Source organism: Nocardia sp. NPDC055321 (assembly GCF_053645575.1).
Genome location: NZ_JBSHMS010000006.1, coordinates 183312 through 201286 on the forward strand (window position 1 = coordinate 183312; position 17975 = coordinate 201286).

Here is a 17975-nt window from a genome sequence, read left to right on the forward strand (position 1 = left end):
CTGCGAACCGAAAGCGGGGGGCGATGTCGCTCACCAGGCGGATCAGACTCGGGCTGTCCATGGGAATTCCCTTGGCGGTCAGTGCGGTACTGATAGTCACCGGCCTGACCATTCCGAAATCGGTTGCCGACCCGGTGGTTCCGGGTGGCGCGGATTCCTCGACGGTCACGCCCATCACCGGAGATCCCTACCTCGGCGACGATGTCGAGGCGACCTACGTCCGGTTGCACTACCCGAGCCCGTACTCCACCATGGCGCATCCCGAGGCGTGCGACTGGATCTCGTTCGTGCGCTACCGGTCCAAGCAGGGCCCGGAGCACACCGTCGACGCGGATGCCGTGCTGAGCATGCAGCCCGGCCTCTTCTCCGGTGCGGGCAACCTGAATTCGCAAGGCCCGCAGGTCGTTCGCAAGGCGGCCGCGGCCGGGAAGTTCGTCGAGTACATCTCGCTGGACCGGCGCTCCAACTGCGCCGAGGACCGCACCGGCTGGGAGGCCGCGGACAAAGCCGGGGACTACCGGGTCGCGGCGGACTACTACTTCGGCGGCAGGGCGATCGACGGGAAGACCTACCGCTATCAGGATTCCCTGGCACTCGGCTACATCGGCGAGTACGGCCTGGCACTGACCATGGACGACTGGCGGGTGGCGATCGAATTCCTGCTGCCCGACCCGGCTTCGCGCGGTAAGAGCCACTGCGGCGGGCATTCGCTCGGCGCGTTCCTGGTCGGTCCCATGCTGGCCTGGGACTTCGACAAGAATCCCGCCACCGTGCAGGACGCCGGCTATAGCCTGTGCGGCGGCGGCGGGGTGTCGCTGGACGGGTTCGCCATGAGCGACCCGGCGGGAATATCGGGCGTGCCGCCGCTGGACGCGCTGCTGTCCACGGTCGGCGGTGTGCTGAAGACCGGTATCGATCTGCTGGCCGAGAACGGTCTCGGCGTCGGGCAGCTGCCGGTGATCGCGGCCAGCGAGGTGCTGAACACCTATCAGCTGGCGGCGATGGCCGCGGACCAGAGGCCCGATGAGGAAAGCGATCTGCGGACGCTCGCGCCGACGGATCTGCGCACCGAGCCGTGGATGCGCATCTTCTACGCCAAGGACTACCTGGATCTGTTCACCGGCGCGAACCTGCCGCGTGACTTCCGGACCACCAACACCACGGCCTTCGGCATGCTCTTCGACCAGAACTCCTCGCAGTGGGTGCTGCAGGCCGGAGTCGGGTTCTACGACTGCGCGACGACGGGCAAGACCTATCCGGCGCCCAACGGCCTGGCCTCGGTGCCGATCCTGGGACCGAACCTGTTCATCATCCCGCTGCGCCTGGGCTTCGGTCAGAACTACACCCCGGCGGACCGGAACCAGCTGTGCGGGTGGAAGAACTACGATCAGGTGGGTGCGTCGACCATCGACGGCCTCGATCCGGTGCGCGGCAACTTCACCGATCGCGATCACGAGGTCACCGACATCCGCGAGATGGCGCACGCGATGAATCCTGGCTGGCAACACGCGGATTCGTTCGAGCTGTACACCCCGCTGCGCCTGATCACCGATATGGTCTTCGCGCTCGGCGTGGGGCGCAGCGGCGAGCTGGAGCAACTGCAGAACCGTACGGGCGGCATCCTGAACTTCCTGCTGCACGGGGATCGCTGGCAGAGCACACCCGCGCGTTCGCGCAATCTCACCGTCCTGGCCGGTGATTCGCCGTTGCAGAACGCGGGGTACGGCGGCATCCTCCCGGCCAACACGAAGATCGTGCCCGGTTACCGGCACTACGACGTGGTGACCGCGGCGGAGCGACAGAACAACGGCATGCCGGAGATGGTGAGTTCGCTCATCGTCAACTTCATGATCAATCCGTAGCCGTCCGGTTCGGAAACGACCGAACGGTCCCGGCCCACTGGGCCGGGACCGTTCTCGTTGTCGTGCAAGGACTTTCGGATCTCCGCGTTGCCGGGTGCCGTGGCGCTCGATCACCGGGCTTTGCGCAGACCCAGGTACTGCAGGGCGGCGAAGGCGCCGACCGTCACGGCCTGCATGAGGGTCCAGACGGTGCCCGCGACGTTGAGATCCAGGGTGCCCTCGACGGCGGTGGCGACGCTGACCACGACCCAGACCGCGTTCAGGGCCATGACCGTGCGGGCGGCGGCCATATTGATCGTCTTGGTCGCGCCGGTCGCGGTGACCGCGAGGGCGAACAGGGTGAGGAAGGCGCCGATCGCGAGGCCGTACGTCCGGTCCAGGCCCAGCAGCGATTCCAGCGGCACCGCCAGGGCCAGGTAGGCCAGGCCGTTGGCGCCGGTGACCACGGCGTCCAGGCGGAGCGAGGTGCGCAGCAGCTTGTCGCCGCGAGCGAGCAGGGTGGACAGGTAGGTGGGGGCGGTGGTGGTGGTCATGGCGAAACTTCTTTCCGAATAAGGGTTTTGACAAGGAGGGCGGAGCTAGACGGCGGCGGGAACCTTGTCGAGGAAGCCGTACACGCCGGCGATCCGGCCGTGCTCGAGGGTGGCGACATCGAAGCCGACGACCAGGGCGGGCCCCTCGGCCGGGCCGAGCTCCCAGGTGAAGCGCACCTGCTCGTGGTGGCCGTCCACCGGGCCCGCCAGGCGGAACACCATGTCGGGGAACTGGGCCTGCACGGCGGCGATTCCGGCGTCCAGGGCGCGGCGGCCGGTGACGTCCATGAGCGGATCGACGTAGCGCACCTCGTCGGTGAACAGTCCGTCGATGGCGGCCGCGCGGGCGGTGGCGTCGGTGGTGTTCCAGATCTCCAGGTACTGCGTGACCAGGTCGTTCATTGCCGTCTCCCTTGTTTTCTCGGCGCTGTGTCGCGCTCTGGAACAAAGTTATGACGGGGGCGGGGGTGCCCGAATCAGTCATCCATAAGTACTTTTCGCGACCGATGACGTAGGTCGATCCGGGCTCCGCCGGTACCCCCGGATGTCCGATCGGTCCGGCCTTTCCGGGGCGGTGCTCGGGGCCCGGATACGGTGGGCGAATGCTCTACGGACGCCAGGCAGAACAGCTCCGCATCGACGAACTGCTCGACGCGGCGCGGGCCGGGCGCAGCGGGGCCCTGGTGCTGCGCGGCGAAGCCGGCATCGGCAAGACCGCGCTGCTCGACCACGCCGCCGCGCGCGGTGTGCCGTGCGTGCGCGGCGCGGGCGTCGAATCCGAGGCCGAATTGCCTTTCGCCGGACTGCATCTGCTGCTGCGCTCGGCGCTGCCGCTGGTGGACGCGCTGCCCGAGCGGCAGCGGGCGGCGCTGCTCGGCGCGTTCGGACTCGGCGAGCACCATGCCGGCGATCAACTGCTGATCGGCCTGGCGGTGCTCTCGCTGCTCGCCGAACAGGCCGCCGACGGACCGCTACTGGTCCTGATCGACGACGCGCACTGGCTGGACCGCGCGACCGCGGACACCCTGCTCTTCGTCGCCCGCCGCGTCGAGGCCGAGGGCATCGTGCTGATCTTCGCGACCCGTACCGGGGCAGCCGATTTCCCGGCTCCGGGGCTGCCCGAACTCGAGGTGCCGGCGCTGCGGCAGGACGCGGCGGCCGCCATGGTCGATGCCGCCACCCCGGATCTGACCCCGGCGCTGCGCTATCGGCTGCTGTCCGAGGCGGGCGGCAATCCGCTCGCGCTGCGGGAACTGCCCGCGGTGCTGGCCGTGGAACCGGACGACGCCGGGCCGAATCCGCTGCCGCTGAGTCAGCGCCTGCAGGTCGCCTTTCACGGGCGCGTCAGCCGACTGCCCGCGCCCACCCGCACCCTGCTGCTGGTCGCGGCCGCGGCCGGGGCGAGCGAGCTCGACCCGCTGTTGCGCGCGGCTACGACTCTCGGCGCGGGTATCGGTGATCTGCAACCGGCCGAGGAGGACGGTCTCGTGCACACCGACGGCCGGACGCTCGCCTTCCGGCATCCGCTGCTGCGCTCGGCGGTCTACCGGGGCGCCCCGCTGGCCCAGCGGCTCGCCGCGCACGGCGCCCTGGCCGCCGCCCTGGACCGGCCCGAGGACGCGGACCTGCGGGCCTGGCACCGGGCGTCGGCGGCCACCGGCCCGGACGAGGACATCGCCGCTGAGCTGGCCGCCACCGCCGACCGGGCCCGGGCCCGCAACGGTTTTCACGGTGCGGTCGCCGCGTACGAACGCGCGGCCGCGCTCAGCGCGGACCGCGCGGCGAAGGTGCACCGGCTGGTGCGCGCCGCCGAAACCGCCGGTGAGGCGGGCCTGTACGACGTGGCGGACCGGCTGGCCGGGCGCGCGGCGGCCCAGACCGCCGAGCCCGCCCTGGCCGCCCGCCTCGACCTGATTCGCGGACGCGCGGAATTCGGTGCGGGCAAACAGCTTCCGGCGCACCGGCGACTGGTCGCGGCGGCCGACGCGGCGCGGGCGGAACCGCTGCTCGCGGCCCGAATCCTGCTGGTCGCGGTCCACACGGCCTGGTATCTGGGCGCGGCGGAACTTCGCGAGGTCACCGACCGGCTCTCGGCACTGGCGCTGCCCGTGGACAACTCGCTGGCCCACAGCACCGCCTACGTCCTGGCCGGGGTGCACGGCCGCTACAGCGCACCGCTGCACGAGACCGCGGACCGGGCTCGCGCCACCGGGGCCGAGGTGAGCGATCTGGTGCAGCTGTCCGGCGTCGGCCTGGTGGTCGGGCAGGACGACCAGGTGGCCGAACTGGTCGGCGAACTGATCACCGCCTGCCGTGACGAGGGCCGGATCGGCCCGCTGCCCACCCTCCTGTTCTTCCGGTCCGAGGCCGAGACGTTCCTCGGCCGGCCGCGCGAGGCCCTGGTCATCGCGACCGAAGGTGCCCGGATCGCCCGCGACATCGGGCAGGAGCACTGGGTCGGCCAGCACACGGCCATGCTCGCCTACCTCGCCGCGCTCGCCGGTCGCGAGGCCGAATGCCGTTCGGCCGCCGCGGAATCGGTGTCCGAGCGGTTCGGCGGCGCGGACGCTCCCGGCGCGAGCTGGGCCCACGCCGCGCTGGCGCTGCTCGACCTCGGATACGGCCGGGTGGACAGCGCGCTGGCCAGATTCGAGATCCTGACCCGGGAACCCGCCCGGCACATGGTGATCGGCCTGCGCTCGCTGCCCGATCTCATCGAATCAGCGGTGCGACTGGGTGATCCGGGCCGCGCGGGTGACGCGCTCGAACGTCTGGACCGGTGGGCCGAGCTGTCGGGGCAGCCGTGGGTGGCCGCGCTCGCCGCCCGCGCGCACGCGCTGCTGAGCCCGGACGCGGAGGCCGAGCGGTACTACCGGACCGCCGTGGAGCTGGGCGGGCGCCCCTTCGAGCAGGCCCGCACCCACCTGCTCTACGGGGAGTGGTTGCGCCGCAACCGCCGCAAGGCCGACGCCAGAACGCCGCTGGCCGCGGCACTCGAGACCTTCGAACGCCTCGGCGCCGCACCGTGGGCGGCCCGGGCGAGCACCGAACTCGGCGCACTCGGCGTCGGCGCCGCCACCCGCGCCGCGACCGGGGTACTCGCCGCCCTCACCCCGCAGGAACTCCAGATCGTGCGGCTCGCCGCCCAGGGCATGAGCAACCGCGACATCGCCGCCCAGCTGTTCCTGAGCCCGCGTACGGTCGGTCATCACCTGTACAAGGCGTACCCGAAACTCGGCGTCGTCTCCCGCGGTGAGCTGAAATCGCTGGCGCTGGAACAGGACTGAGCCACGGCAGCCGTTTCGCCGTGCGCCTCGGGTCGAATCCCGCAGTGAGCTGAAATCGCTGGTGCTGGAACAGGACTGAGCCACCGCAGCCGTACCGTCGCACGCCCCGGGTCGAAATCCATCGTGTGTGGCGTGGATCCCACCGGCGTCGGCGACGGATGGTGGGCGGCGCCAGGCGGACTGGTGTGAAAGGTGACCGGCGGCCCGCCGGGATCGGAGCGTGCCCGGGTCAGCGGGTGGCGAGAATGCGTCTGACGCAGTGCGGGGGTTCGCGGTTCACCAGTAGGTGCCGGGTACCAGCCGGGCGGCCTTGCGCAGGGCGGTGCCGGTGACCCGGACGACCGTCGGAGTGGTGCGGCGATGCCGTTGTGGCTCTTCGATGTTCGCGTCCTCGGTTTCGGCGTCGGGCGCCACTTCGCCCTTGGCGGCGGGGGAGTCGCCGATCGAGCGGTAGTAGCGGTGCAGGACGCGCTCCTTGATGCCCGGGGCGAACATCTGGCCGTACTCGGCCAGGGTGCCCAGGGGGACGTCGATCCGGCGCGGGCGCTCGCTCAGAGCGCGCACGATGAGGGCGGCGGCCCACTCGGGGGACTGGACGGGTGAGCCCTGATCGCCGCTCGGCGCGATCATGGGGGTGCGCACCAGGGGCATGTGGATGGTGGTGAAAGTGACGTTGTCCGAGAGCATTTCGATCGCCGTCACCTCGGCGAACTTGTCCAGGGCGGCCTTGCTGGCCAGGTAGGCGGCGAAGCGCGGGGACGCGACCTGCACGCCCGCGCTGGAGATGTTCACGATGTGCCCGAACTTGCGTTCGCGCATCTGCGGCAGCAGGGCCAGGGTCATGCGGACCGCGCCGAAGTAGTTCACCGCCATGGTGCGCTCGAAATCGTGCATGCGATCGGTGGAGCGGTGCACCGCGCGGCGAATCGAGCGCCCGGCGTTGTTGACCAGCATGTCCACGTGATCGTGCGCGGCCAGCAGCAGGGTGACGGCCCGGTCCACCGATTCCGGATCGGTGACATCGCACTGGTAGCCGTGCGCCTGCCCGCCCGCCGCGCGGATCTCCGCGACCACGGCGTCCAGTTCGTCCTCGCGGCGGGCCAGCAGCAGCACCACCGCGCCCTTCTCGGCGACCGCGAGGGCGGCCGAGCGCCCGATGCCGGACGAGGCGCCGGTGATCACAACGTGCTTGCCGGTCAGATCGCGACCGGCGCGCCGGCGGGACAGGTAGCCGTTGTTGTTGGCGGCGGTATCGCTCATCGCTGCTCCCTCGGGATTCGATTTGCCTAGAACTTACTTCAAAGTAAGTTTCGTGACCAGGGTGGCGGGGCAGGAGATTCGCAACTGTCCGGGGCGGGTGGCGGACACGCCGGATTCGGCATTTACAGACCGTTCGGTTGGGTCTCCTGCAATGCTTCGGAAGATCGAATGTATGTTCGACACTCGGGCACGATCGAGACAAAGGAGGGACCGTGGGCTGGCACAACGGTCCGCCGACCTGGTCGGAACTCGAACGCGTGCTCTCCGGCAGGCCCGCACCCGCCCGCGAGATCGAGGGCGACGGCGGCGACAGCCCGGCCTGGTCCCGCAAACGCGAGAAGTACGAAGCGGGCGCACTGGCCCGCGCGGCCGGGCCCGGCGTGCCGTACGCCGAACTGCACACCCACTCCGCCTACAGCTTCCTGGACGGGGCCAGCCAGCCCGAGGAACTGGTCGAGGAGGCGGTGCGCCTGGGCCTGGAAGCACTCGCGCTCACCGATCACGACGGGTTCTACGGGGTGGTGCGCTTCGCCGAGGCCGCCCGCGAATGGGGGATGCCGACCGTCTTCGGTGCGGAACTGTCCCTGGGCACCGCCGCCCGCGCGGGCGCGCACCTCGCCCCGCGCGGCGGCCGCCGCGGCCGGGACCGCGCCGGCGAGGAGACCGGGGACTCCGCGCCGCGCACCGGCGCGCCCGATCCCGCCGGACCGCACCTGCTGGTGCTGGCGCGCGGGCAGGAGGGCTACCGCCGGCTGTCCCGGGAGATGGCGGCCGCGCACATGGCGGCGGGGGAGAAGGGCATCCTGCGCTACGACCTGGACCGGCTCACCGCCGCCGCGGGCGGGCACTGGCACATTCTCACCGGCTGCCGCAAAGGCACGGTGCGCCAGGCGCTGCAGCAGAGCGATGCCGCCGCCGAGGCCGAATTGCGGGAACTGGTCGAACGATTCGGCCACGAGCACGTCAGCGTGGAGCTCACCCACCACGGCATTCCCGAGGACGACGAACGCAACGCCCGGCTGATCGCCCTCGCCGATCGGCTCGGGCTGCCCGTACTCGCCACCACCGGAGCGCATTTCGCCGCACCGCCGCATCGCCGCCGGGCCATGGCGCTGGCCGCCATTCGCGCGCGGTCCAGCCTGGACGAGATGGCGGGCTGGCTCGCGCCCACCGGCGGCGCGCACCTGCGCTCGGGCACGGAGATGACGCGGCTGTTCGCCGAATGCCCGCGCGCGGTCGCCAATGCCGTTGCGCTGGCGCGGGAATGCGCCTTCGACCTGAGACTGATCGCGCCGCAGCTGCCGCCGTTCGACGTACCGCCCGGGCACGACGAGGACTCGTGGCTGCGCGAGCTCACCATGATGGGCGCGGCCCGGCGCTACGGTCCGCGCGCGGGCAATCCGCGGGCGTACGACCAGCTCGAACACGAGCTCCGGGTGATCGCCGACCTGAAGTTCCCGGGGTACTTCCTGGTGGTGCACGACATCGTGGACTTCTGCCACACCAATGACATCCTGTGTCAGGGCCGGGGTTCGGCGGCCAATTCCGCGGTCTGCTACGCCATCGGCATCACCAATGTCGATCCGGTCGCCAACAAACTGCTCTTCGAACGTTTCCTCGCGCCCGAGCGCGACGGGCCGCCCGATATCGACGTCGATATCGAATCCGATCGCCGGGAAGAGGCGATTCAGCACGTCTACACCAAATACGGGCGCGAGTACGCCGCGCAGGTGGCCAATGTGATCACCTATCGCGGGCGGTCGGCGGTGCGCGATGCCGCACGCGCGCTGGGGTTCTCGCCCGGACAGCAGGACGCCTGGAGCAAACAGGTGAGCCGGTGGACCGGGGTGGCCGAGGAAGAGCACACCGACATTCCGGCGGACGTGCTCGGGCTGGCCGGTGAATTGGAGGGTTTGCCACGGCATCTGGGTATTCATTCCGGCGGCATGGTGATCTGTGATCGGCCCATCGCCGACGTGTGCCCGACCGAATGGGCGCGGATGCCGGGGCGCAGCGTGCTGCAGTGGGACAAGGACGATTGCGCGGCAGCGGGTTTGGTGAAATTCGATCTGCTCGGGCTCGGCATGCTCTCCGCGCTGCACTACATGATCGACCTGGTGCGCGAGCACAAGGGCGAGACGGTGGAGCTGCATCAGCTCGATCTCACCGAAGCCGCCGTATACGACATGCTGTGCCGCGCCGACTCGGTCGGGGTCTTCCAGGTGGAATCGCGGGCGCAGATGGCGACCCTGCCGCGTTTGAAGCCGCGCAACTTCTACGACCTGGTGGTGGAGGTGGCGCTGATCCGGCCCGGGCCGATCCAGGGCGGTTCGGTGCACCCCTACATCCGGCGGCGCAACGGCAGGGAGAAGGTCGTCTACGACCATCCGGCACTGGAGAATTCGCTCGAGCGCACGCTCGGCATTCCGCTGTTCCAGGAGCAGCTCATGCAGATGGCCGTCGACATCGCCGGATTCACCGCCGCCGAAGCCGATCAGCTGCGCCGGGCCATGGGGTCCAAACGGTCCCCGGAGAAGATGGAACGGCTGCGCGAGCGTTTCTACACGGGGATGCGCGAACTGCACGGGATCACCGGGGAGATCGCGGACCGCATCTACGAGAAGGTGTACGCGTTCGCGAATTTCGGCTTCCCGGAGAGCCATTCGCAGAGTTTCGCCTCGCTGGTGTTCTATTCCTCGTGGTTCAAGCTGCATCATCCGGCGGCGTTCTGCGCGGGACTGCTGCGGGCGCAGCCCATGGGGTTCTACTCGCCGCAGTCGCTGGTGGCCGACGCGCGCCGGCACGGGGTGGTGGTACACGGGCCCGATATCAATCATTCGCTCGCCGAGGCGACCCTGGCGGCGGGCGGTACGCAGGTGCGGCTCGGGCTGGGCGCGGTGCGCACCATCGGGACCGAACTCGCCGAGCAGATCGTGGCCGCACGGGAGCTCGGGCCGTACACCTCGTTCCGAAACCTCACCGGGCGAGTGGAATTGACCGTTCCGCAGGCCGAGGCGCTCGCCACGGCGGGGGCGCTCGGCAGTCTCGGCGGCACCCGGCGCGCGGCGCTGTGGGCGGCGGGCGCGGCGGCGGGAGAGCGGCCCGATCGGCTGCCCGGCATGGGCGCGGCGGTGGACGCGCCCGCGCTGCCCGGGATGAGCGCGCTGGAACTGGCGGCGGCGGACGTGTGGGCCACCGGGGTCTCGCCCGGCAGTTATCCCACCGAGTTCCTGCGCGAGCGGCTCGACGCGCTCGGCGTGGTGCCCGCCGATCAGCTGCTCGGGGTGCGGGACGGCACCCGGGTGCTGGTCGGCGGCGCGGTCACGCACCGGCAGCGGCCCGCCACCGCGGCCGGTGTCACCTTCCTGAATCTTGAGGACGAGACCGGGATGGTGAACGTGGTCTGCTCGGTGGGGTTGTGGGCGCGCTATCGCCGGCTCGTGCAGACCGCGCCCGCGCTGCTCGTGCGGGGGCGGGTGCAGAACGCCGAGGGCGCGGTCACTGTGGTGGCCGATCACGTGCAGCGGATGGATCTGCGCATCGAGGCGCGCTCGCGCGACTTCCGCTGACAGCGAACGCGTGTCACGGTGCGGATGGGCTCGTCGTCATCCCGGTGTTGGCATCCGTACCACCGCATCGAGGAGCACATCGTGAGCATCGAACTCGTCAACCCCGCCGAACTGCACGACCCGACCGGCTTCGGCTACAGCCATATCGCCCGTGTGAGTGGTGAATTGGTGTTCATCGCGGGTCAGTACGACTCCGACGCGCAGGGGCACACCGGCGATACCGATTTCGCCACCCAGGTGAGCAATGCCTTCGCCAATCTCGGAAAGGCTTTGCGCGCGGTAGGTCTCGACTACGCCGACGTGGCGCAACTGCGTACCTTCATCGTCGACCACGACCTGGACAAGCTGACCGTACTCGGGAAGAAGATCGCCGAGATCTGGGGTGATCGCCCGCCCGCGCAGACCCTGGCGGGCGTGGCCGCCCTGGCCCTGCCGGGGATGAAGTTCGAGGTGGACGCCACCGCCGTCCGTTCCTGACCCGCGCGCCCGCCGGCCCGGACCACCCGCGAGAATCGAGCGGTTCCCTCGGATCTCGCAAAGGAGCGCCGCCATGCCCACCGTGGTCCGGGCCGTCATCAAACCCAACAGCAAGAAGGGTCCCCTGGTGGAAGCCCTCCCCGACGGGACGCTCCAGCTCTACGTCCGGGCCCCCGCCGTCGAGGGCAAGGCGAACCGGGCGGCCATCGAGCTGCTGGCCGCCCACTACGGCGTCCCCAAGACCGCCGTCCGCCTGGCCGCCGGGGCCACCTCCCGCTTCAAACGGTTCGAAGTCGACGACTGAGCGGCGAACTCGGCGAAGGAGCGGGACTTCGATGTGCGGCGCCGCCTACGCACGGTGGCGCCGCGCTCGATCCGGAACCGGGTCGAACAGCGCGGCGTGCTCGGCGACCCAGTCCCGGTAGGTGCGCATCGGCCGGCCGATCAGTTCCGGGACCGTGGGGCGCTGCTCGGCGGTCCAGCGGGTGAGCTCGTCGAAGTGAACGCCGTACTCCTGGAGTGCGAACAGGGTCACGTCGATACCGTCGTCCGGCCACCCGCGTGCGCGCCAGGCGGCGCGGCTCTCCCGCGGAGTCAGCTCCACGGCGGTGATGTCCCGCCCGAGCACGTCGGCGATGTCCCGCACCCGGGATCGTGTACTCACCGGAAATCCCACCGCCTCCAACAGCATTCCCTCGTACCCGTCGCGGCACAGCGCCGCGGCCGCCACCGCCGCCAGATCGCGTTCGTGGATGAAGGGGTAGTGCCCCGTCCCGAGAAACGCTTCCCGCACGGTGTTCTCGGCCGCGATGGTCTCCGCCCAGTCCGAACCCGTTGCCGGATAGGTTCCTTCGAGCACCGACCCCATCACCGCCGACGGCCGGATGTGGGTCCACGCCATGCCCGACGCCTCGACCGCCCGCTCGATGGCGAGCCAGAACCACGTCTCGGGCGGATACGCCGCCTCGTGCTCGGCCCCGTGCGAGGACAGCAGCACGATTCGCCCGACCCCCGCCTCCCACGCCCCGGCGAGCACCCGCCCCACGGTCGCGGCCCGCGCCCCGGCGAGAAAAACGGCGTCGACCCCGTCGAATATCCCCGGTGCCGGCTCCGGCCGCGTGATCGACCCCTCGACCACTTCCACCGCGTCCGGCCACTCCCCGAGCTGCCCCGCCTCGGCCACGACCCGCACCCGCACCCCGGCGTCGAGCAGCTCCCGGGCCAGCCACCGCCCCACGATCCCGGTGGGGCTGCACCCCGCGCTCTTGTCCCCGGCTCCGACGGTCACCAATGTAATTCCGCGCACGACAATTCCTCCGGCTACATCAACGGAGATCTTGCGCCTGCGACGAGGTTGCGGATCCGAACCCCCGCCACCCTACCGCGCCACCACGTTCCACGGCGACGCCCCGAGCGGAACCGACGTGCGGGCGCCGGAGCTAGTACTCCAGTTCGGACCAGGGGATGTGGATCGGGAAGGGGAAGTCGAAGTCGATGCCGTCGGTGTCGGCGGGGAACCATTCGCCGGCGAGGATGTAGTTGCTCGTGTGCAGGGGGCGCACGCCCTCCGGGAGTACCGCCGGCGCGGTCTGCAGGCCGAAGGCACGGACCCTCGCGACGGCGCTGGCCTCCGTGGCCAGCTGGACTTCCCAGTACCAGGGGATTCCCGCGCTCGCGTAGCGGCTCTTCTTCGCCTCGACATCGGACTGAGTGTTGGAGGGGGACAGCACTTCTCCCACCAGCAACGCGTCGGATGCGCGCACTTCCTGGTAGGGGTGATCGAGACAACGATGGACAAGGAAATCCGGGGTCAGGTAGTTGGACTTCCCAGTTTGTCCCAGGAAGACATTCGTCTCGGTCGTTGCCTTCCAGCACTGCTCCGGCTGATGCGCCATCGCGTCGCGCGCACACGTCCTCAGGCCGCTCCACATCAGGTTGGTGAAAGTCTGATGCTCGGCGGGACCGCGTCGTAGCCACACCACGCGTCCGTCCCACAGTTCGATCTGCTCGGCGATCTCCTCCGGAAGTCGCTCGAGTTCTTCCCAGGTCATGAATTCCGGCAGTTCCGGTTGCGCATGCGGGATGGCCACGTCATCAGGGTAATCAGGCATCTCCGCAGCCTCCCGGGGTTTACGCGCTGGGGACGGTTTCGTCCTGATTATCGCGCGGCCGTTCCGCCAGTAGACCGCTCACCTCGCCGAATGTCACTACACCGCGCCCGGGAAGCCCTGTTGGCGCCAGGCCTCGTACACCGCGACGGCGGCGGCGTTCGAGAGGTTCATCGAGCGGCGGCCGGGCAGCATCGGGATCCGGAGCTGGGCGGTGACCCGGGGGTCGGACAGGACCTCCGGGGGGAGGCCGGTCGGCTCGGGGCCGAACAGGAGGGCGTCGCCGTCGGCGTAGGTGATGTCGGTGTTGCGGGTCGTGGCGGCGGCGGTGAAGGCGAAGACGCGGGCGGGGGCTATGGAATCCCATGCGGCGGCCAGGTTCTGGTGCACGGTCACCGAGGCGAGGTCGTGGTAGTCCAGGCCCGCCCGGCGTAGCTTGGGCTCGGATAGGTCGAAGCCCAGGGGTTCGATCAGGTGCAACTGGCAGCCCGTCCCGGCGGCGAGCCGGATGGCGTTGCCGGTGTTGGGCGGGATGCGCGGGGAGAAGAACACAAGATGGAACACGCCCACCAGCATCGCAGAGCAAGAGAACCGTACTGTTCGCGGCCGGTGCGTGCGCGTGGCGGCGGGGAAGCCCGATGCGAGCGGTCCGGCTAAGCTTCCGGGCGTGAGTGCAGCCCATGCCGCCCCGGAGAGCCGCAGCAGCCGTATCGGACAGGCGCTGCGGGACAACCTGCCCATGGTGCTGATCGCACTGGTGCTGGTGGTGGCCGTGGTCTTCCTGGCCTGGGACCGGTGGCGCCGCGGAACCTTCTTCTTCGGCGGCGCGACACTGCTCGCGGCTGCCTTCCGGCTACTGCTGCCGACCGAGCGCGTGGGGCTGTTGGCGGTGCGCAGCAAACCTTTCGACGTGACGTGGCTGGCGGTGCTCGGCTGCGCCATCATCGTGCTGGCGGCGACCATCAACAGCCTCGGTGTCACCTAGCCTTGCGGGTACCACGAGTCATGTCTGTTTCGTACGAATTATCCTGACGCACTGTCGGTTTCGTTAGGGTGACGGCTCCGTAACCCCGGTACCAATTACGGGACGAAGTCGCGTCGTCCACGTAATGTATAGGCATGACAGCGACCTTCGATGACATGGATCTGCGGGATCTGGTCGGCCTGCTCTCGCTCGAGGAACAGCGCGAACTACGTCCCGCGGTACTCCGCGTCCTGCACCGTTTGCCCGCCCAAGAAGTACTGCGCCGAGAACTCGGCCGCCGCCTCACCGAGGTCTGAGCCTCGACACAGCAATCCCCCGGCAGCAGCGCTCCCGGGGGATCATTTGTTTTGAGCTTCGGTACCGCAACTAACGGCGTGCGGCCCGGGCCAGCTCCATGGTCTGCACCATGAGTTTGCCCACCGCTTCGGTCTCGGTGAGGAATCCGTCGTGCCCGTCCCGGGAACGCACGATCTCCAGCCCCTTGCAGCCGGGTAGGAGATCCGCCAGTTCCTGCTGGGTTCGCAACGGATACAACCGATCCGAGTCCACGCCGCCGACCACGCACGGCACCGTGATCGCGCCCAGCGCCGCCTCGATGCCGCCGCGGCCGCGGCCGATGTCGTGCCGGTTCATGGCCTCGGTCAGCAGGACGTAGGTGGCGGGATCGAACCGCGAGATGAGCTTGTCCGCCTGGTACTCCAGGTAGCTCTGCACCGCGTAACGCCCACCGTCCCAGGGGTTCTCGTCGCCCTGGGCATGGTTCTCGAAGCGGTGGTCGAGCTCGGCCTCGGTCCGGTAGGTCAGGTGCGCGATCCGGCGCGCGATGCCCATGCCGGACATCGGCGCGGTCCCGGTGCCGTGATACGCCCCGCCCTGCCAGTTCGGATCGGACCGGATGGCCGCGATCTGGGTGGTCTGGGTGCCGATCTGATCGGCGGTGGCACGCGCGCCCACCGCCAGCACCAGGGCCGACCCGACCCGCTCGGGATAGCCGGCCATCCACTCCAGCACGCGCATGCCGCCCATCGACCCGCCGACCACCGATGCCAGCCGGTAGATGCCGAGCAGATCGAGCAGCTGCGCCTCCGCGGTCACCTGATCGCGAATGCTGATCTCGGGAAAGCGTGCGCCCCAGGGCTTTCCGTCCGCGGCGAGGGACGCTGGTCCGGTGCTGCCCTTGCAGCCGCCCAGGACGTTGGTGGCGATGACACACCATTCGCGGGTGTCCACCGCCGCGCCCTCGCCGACGATGCCGTCCCACCAGCCGGGCTGGGCGTGCTGCACGTTGGCGGGGCCGACCACATGTGAATCGCCGGTGAGGGCGTGCTCGACGAGGATGACGTTATCCGCGTTCGCCGAGAGTTCGCCCCACCGCTGCACCGCCAGGCTCACGTCGGGGATGACAGCGCCGTTCTCGAGCCGGACCTCCCCGATCGCAATGGTGCAGAGCGTCCCGTCGGGCGGCGGCAGCAAGAGATCCGCCGCTGGACGAGAGGTGCTCGATTCAATGCTCACTATCAGCTCGCTGCCGCAATCAGTCCCGCGCGCAAATCCGCCAGGATGTCGTCGATACCTTCGATACCCACGGCCAAACGCACCAGACCAGGGGTGACGCCGGACGCGAGCTGCTCCTCGGGAGTCAGCTGGGAGTGGGTGGTCGAAGCCGGATGAATCACGAGCGAGCGCACATCCCCGATGTTAGCGACATGGCTGTGCAGCACCAGCGCGTCCACGAACTTCTTGCCCGCATCGACACCACCGGCCAGCTCGAACGAGACGATCGCGCCGACGCCCTTCGGTGCCAGCTGTTTGCCGCGCTCGAACCAGGGGGAGTTGGGCAGACCGGCGTAGTACACCGACTCCACCGCGTCCTGCCCGCTCAGGAATTCCGCCACCGCCTGGGCGTTGGCCACGTGCCGCTCCACCCGCAGGCTCAGCGTCTCGATGCCCTGGCTGATCAGGAAGGCGTTGAACGGCGATACCGCCGCGCCGAGGTCGCGCAGCAGCTGCACGCGCGCCTTGAGCGCGTACGCCGGTGCGCCCAGGTCGGCGAAGACCACGCCGTGGTAGCTGGGGTCCGCGGTGGTGAAGCCCGGGAACCGCGGCTTGCCGTCGGCGTCGGTCACGGTCCAGTCGAAGGTGCCGCCGTCCACGATCACGCCCGCGACCGCGGAGCCGTGCCCGCCCAGGTACTTGGTCGCCGAGTGCACGACGATGTCCGCGCCGTGCTTCAGCGGCTGGATCAGGTACGGGGTGGCGACGGTGTTGTCCACGATCAGCGGAACGCCGGCCGCGTGCGCCACGCCCGCGATGCCCTCGATGTCGAAGATCGAGCTGCTCGGATTGGCGACGGTCTCACCGTAGAACGCCTTGGTGTTGGGGCGGACGGCCGCTTCCCACTGGGCCAGGTCGTCCGGATCCTCGACGAAGCTGACCTCGATGCCGAGCTTGGGCAGCGAGTAGTGGAAGAGGTTGTACGTGCCGCCGTACAGGTGCGGGCTGGACACGATGTGGTCGCCGGCCTCGGCGACGTTCAGGATCGCGTAGGTCTCCGCGGCCTGGCCCGACGACACCAGCAGCGCCGCCACGCCGCCCTCGAGGGCGGCCACGCGCTGCTCCACCGCGTCCTGGGTGGGGTTCATGATGCGGGTGTAGATGTTGCCCGGCTCGGCCAGGCCGAACAGTGCCGCGGCGTGATCGGTGTCGCGGAAGGCGTACGAGGTCGTCTGGTAGATCGGCAGGGCGCGTGCGCCCGTGGCCGGATCGGGGGCCTGCCCGGCGTGCACCTGCTTGGTCTCGAAGGACCAGTTCGCGGGATCGAGGTTGGCAGCGGGCGCGGTCGAGTCACTCATGATTACTGCTCCAGGAAGAATCGCCGTATACGGCGGAAGGCTTGGGTTATCGGAAGGCGAATTGGCTTCGACAACAACACATCTCGGTGCCTCCTACAGTGCGCTTGCGCTCGGCCTTCGAGCGCCCGGTCTTCACCCGGAGCACCCCACCGCAGCTGGAGGGTTGCCGATCAGCGAGCCGGGGCTTGGCGCTGATGCTCTTGACCTGTTTCGGGATTCTAACGGTGCTCGGCCGCGATGTCGGCAATGGGGTTACCCACAGTCGGAACGGCGCAAATACGGACGAACTCGTGATAGGCGGTGACCACCGCGTCGGCCATGGCGCGCGCGGAGTCGGCGAGCACGCCCTCGAAACTGCCGAGCTCGGCCTCGCACTCCACGCCCGCGCGCATGATGGCGTGCCAGGTGCCGGTGATCAGCCGCACCGGCAGTGCGTCCGGGTCGGTGCCGAGCCGCTCGCCGAGCACGGTCGAGGTCTCGCGCATCTTGTAGTCCGCGGCGTCGAGACTGCGGGCGCGCACGGCGGGGGAGTGCCTGATGATGTTCTGCATCTGCTGGAACCAGCGGAACGGCAGCGGTTCGTCGCGGTCGATGATGCCCTCGATCATCTCCAGGTAGCTGTTCAGTAGCGCCTGCAGCTCGTTCCCGGTGATCGGCTGGCGGCGCAGGTTGTCCGCCAGCGTGCCGCCGAAGTCCTCGATCGGCGCGATGACGATGTCTTCCTTGCTGTCGAAATACCTGTTCACCGTGCGCGGGGAGACGTCGGCGGCGTCGGCGATCTGTTCCACGGTGGTGGTGTCGAAGCCGTGCTCGTCGCACAGGCGCAGCGCCACGTCGATGACCCGGGTACGGGTCTGCTGCTTCTTGCGCTCGCGCAGGCCGGTGCGGGCGGTCGGCGATGACGGCTCGAACATGCCCCGATGGTAGCGCGGACCGGAGAAATCATGTCCATGGACGCCAACTGTCGCAGTCGGACATTTTTCTCTTGACGCCAATTGTCTGGGAGTGCCACGATGAGCTCGGCTGTTCGGAGCAAACGAGG

Annotated in this window: 16 protein-coding genes and 1 riboswitch; of the genes, 7 read left to right on the plus strand and 9 right to left on the minus strand. The window is 69.5% G+C overall.

Annotated elements, in window-relative coordinates:
• The first annotated feature begins 23 nt into the window (after positions 1-23).
• The gene (locus tag ACWIGI_RS12095; protein ID WP_454202399.1) at positions 24-1862 is read left to right on the plus strand and encodes a hypothetical protein; all 1839 of its coding nucleotides are present in this window, start codon (positions 24-26) and stop codon (positions 1860-1862) included.
• A gap of 110 nt (positions 1863-1972) precedes the next feature.
• Here ACWIGI_RS12095 and ACWIGI_RS12100 read toward each other — a convergent pair whose 3' ends face one another.
• The gene (locus ACWIGI_RS12100; protein WP_454202400.1) at positions 1973-2395 is read right to left on the minus strand and encodes a hypothetical protein; all 423 of its coding nucleotides are present in this window, start codon (positions 2393-2395) and stop codon (positions 1973-1975) included.
• 45 nt (positions 2396-2440) lie between these two features.
• On the minus strand, positions 2441-2797 hold the full coding sequence (locus ACWIGI_RS12105) for a nuclear transport factor 2 family protein (protein WP_454202401.1): 357 nt from the start codon (positions 2795-2797) through the stop codon (positions 2441-2443).
• A gap of 200 nt (positions 2798-2997) precedes the next feature.
• Between ACWIGI_RS12105 and ACWIGI_RS12110 the strand changes: the two genes are divergently transcribed.
• Positions 2998-5682, plus strand: a complete 2685-nt coding sequence (locus ACWIGI_RS12110; protein WP_454202402.1) for an AAA family ATPase — start codon at positions 2998-3000, stop codon at positions 5680-5682.
• Positions 5683-5958: 276 nt separating this feature from the next.
• On the opposite strand, the gene ACWIGI_RS12115 is transcribed toward ACWIGI_RS12110, so the two are convergent.
• A complete protein-coding gene (locus ACWIGI_RS12115) occupies positions 5959-6942 on the minus strand; it encodes an SDR family NAD(P)-dependent oxidoreductase (RefSeq protein ID WP_454202403.1) in 984 nt (327 codons plus the stop codon).
• A gap of 212 nt (positions 6943-7154) precedes the next feature.
• On the opposite strand from ACWIGI_RS12115, the gene ACWIGI_RS12120 reads away from it, so the two are divergent.
• From ACWIGI_RS12120 to ACWIGI_RS12130, 3 genes are all read left to right on the plus strand, one after another.
• Positions 7155-10511 carry an error-prone DNA polymerase gene (locus tag ACWIGI_RS12120; RefSeq protein WP_454202404.1) on the plus strand — a complete coding sequence of 1119 codons (3357 nt, stop codon included), beginning with the start codon at positions 7155-7157 and terminating at the stop codon, positions 10509-10511.
• An 81-nt stretch (positions 10512-10592) separates the two neighbouring features.
• A complete protein-coding gene (locus ACWIGI_RS12125; protein WP_454202405.1) occupies positions 10593-10988 on the plus strand; it encodes a RidA family protein in 396 nt (131 codons plus the stop codon).
• Between the two features lie 73 nt (positions 10989-11061).
• Positions 11062-11292 (plus strand): DUF167 domain-containing protein, encoded by a 231-nt coding sequence (locus ACWIGI_RS12130; protein ID WP_454202406.1) that lies wholly within the window; start codon positions 11062-11064, stop codon positions 11290-11292.
• Positions 11293-11337: 45 nt separating this feature from the next.
• Here ACWIGI_RS12130 and ACWIGI_RS12135 read toward each other — a convergent pair whose 3' ends face one another.
• From ACWIGI_RS12135 to ACWIGI_RS12145, 3 genes are all read right to left on the minus strand, one after another.
• Complete coding sequence (locus tag ACWIGI_RS12135) at positions 11338-12294, minus strand: SDR family oxidoreductase (RefSeq protein WP_454202407.1); 957 nt, start codon at positions 12292-12294, stop codon at positions 11338-11340.
• Between the two features lie 133 nt (positions 12295-12427).
• Entirely contained in the window at positions 12428-13039 is a 612-nt protein-coding gene (locus tag ACWIGI_RS12140) for a Uma2 family endonuclease (RefSeq protein ID WP_454202568.1), read from the minus strand.
• 156 nt (positions 13040-13195) lie between these two features.
• Positions 13196-13660 (minus strand): tRNA (cytidine(34)-2'-O)-methyltransferase, encoded by a 465-nt coding sequence (locus ACWIGI_RS12145; RefSeq protein ID WP_454202408.1) that lies wholly within the window; start codon positions 13658-13660, stop codon positions 13196-13198.
• Between the two features lie 175 nt (positions 13661-13835).
• Between ACWIGI_RS12145 and ACWIGI_RS12150 the strand changes: the two genes are divergently transcribed.
• Positions 13836-14081 (plus strand): DUF3017 domain-containing protein, encoded by a 246-nt coding sequence (locus tag ACWIGI_RS12150; RefSeq protein WP_454202569.1) that lies wholly within the window; start codon positions 13836-13838, stop codon positions 14079-14081.
• A 134-nt stretch (positions 14082-14215) separates the two neighbouring features.
• Entirely contained in the window at positions 14216-14377 is a 162-nt protein-coding gene (locus ACWIGI_RS12155) for a hypothetical protein (RefSeq protein ID WP_454202409.1), read from the plus strand.
• Between the two features lie 70 nt (positions 14378-14447).
• Here ACWIGI_RS12155 and metX read toward each other — a convergent pair whose 3' ends face one another.
• The 3 genes from metX to ACWIGI_RS12170 all read right to left on the minus strand — a co-directional run bounded on the left by metX (position 14448) and on the right by ACWIGI_RS12170 (position 17847).
• Positions 14448-15596 (minus strand): homoserine O-acetyltransferase MetX, encoded by a 1149-nt coding sequence (gene metX, locus ACWIGI_RS12160; RefSeq protein WP_454202410.1) that lies wholly within the window; start codon positions 15594-15596, stop codon positions 14448-14450.
• Between the two features lie 2 nt (positions 15597-15598).
• Entirely contained in the window at positions 15599-16933 is a 1335-nt protein-coding gene (locus tag ACWIGI_RS12165; protein ID WP_454202411.1) for a bifunctional o-acetylhomoserine/o-acetylserine sulfhydrylase, read from the minus strand.
• A 95-nt stretch (positions 16934-17028) separates the two neighbouring features.
• A riboswitch (SAM riboswitch) is annotated at positions 17029-17139 on the minus strand.
• 12 nt (positions 17140-17151) lie between these two features.
• Complete coding sequence (locus tag ACWIGI_RS12170; RefSeq protein ID WP_454202412.1) at positions 17152-17847, minus strand: TetR/AcrR family transcriptional regulator; 696 nt, start codon at positions 17845-17847, stop codon at positions 17152-17154.
• Positions 17848-17975 lie beyond the last annotated feature (128 nt).